Source organism: Campylobacter sp. IFREMER_LSEM_CL2090, assembly GCF_025771865.1.
GTDB lineage: Bacteria > Campylobacterota > Campylobacteria > Campylobacterales > Campylobacteraceae > Campylobacter_D > Campylobacter_D lari_D.
Window position 1 is genome coordinate 1 of record NZ_JAKMRA010000038.1, and the last position, 615, is coordinate 615.

Below are 615 nucleotides of genomic sequence, written 5' to 3' on the forward strand. Positions count from 1 at the left end.
CAAATAAGCATTTATATGATAATGTAGAAATTCCAAAGATTAAACAATTAACATTATTTGAAAATTATAATTTTGATAAGGAGTGTCAAATAAGCAGTGAAGAATGGGCTGCTAGAACGCTTCAAATGGGAAGAAAAAGTTTTTGGTTTACAGTAATGGGTATGATCAGTTTTGATTTTTTAAAAAATATAAAATTAAAACATTATGATTATGTCATTCTAGAGGATAATCTATTTGGAATTTTATTATTTATGCAAGCTAAAAAAATTTATGTTTATCCAAAACAAATGTATCGCAATAGAGTTAGGCCAAATAGTACTATGAATCATGATAAAAAAGTTCTTGCAAGCAATATACCATTTTTTTTACATCCTGTATATTATAGTTTTGATAAAAATCCAGAATATACAAAAGAGTATTTTAGGACTGCGAGTTGGGTTTTGTTAAATAATCAAATGAAATTATTTTTACAAAACAATCATTTAACTTATTATCGTTGTCTATTGATGCGTGAATTTGTAAAATATTATTTTAATTTAGCAAAATCTATTTTTCAATATAAAATAGATCCATTGGGGGTTTCATCAGTGTGCTTAGGAGTGTCTGAATATATAG

The 615-nt window shown here is 25.4% G+C and carries 1 pseudogene; it reads left to right on the plus strand.

The window, feature by feature from the left end:
- Positions 1 to 615, plus strand: a pseudogene (locus tag L8V85_RS08325) (hypothetical protein); the annotation flags it as partial.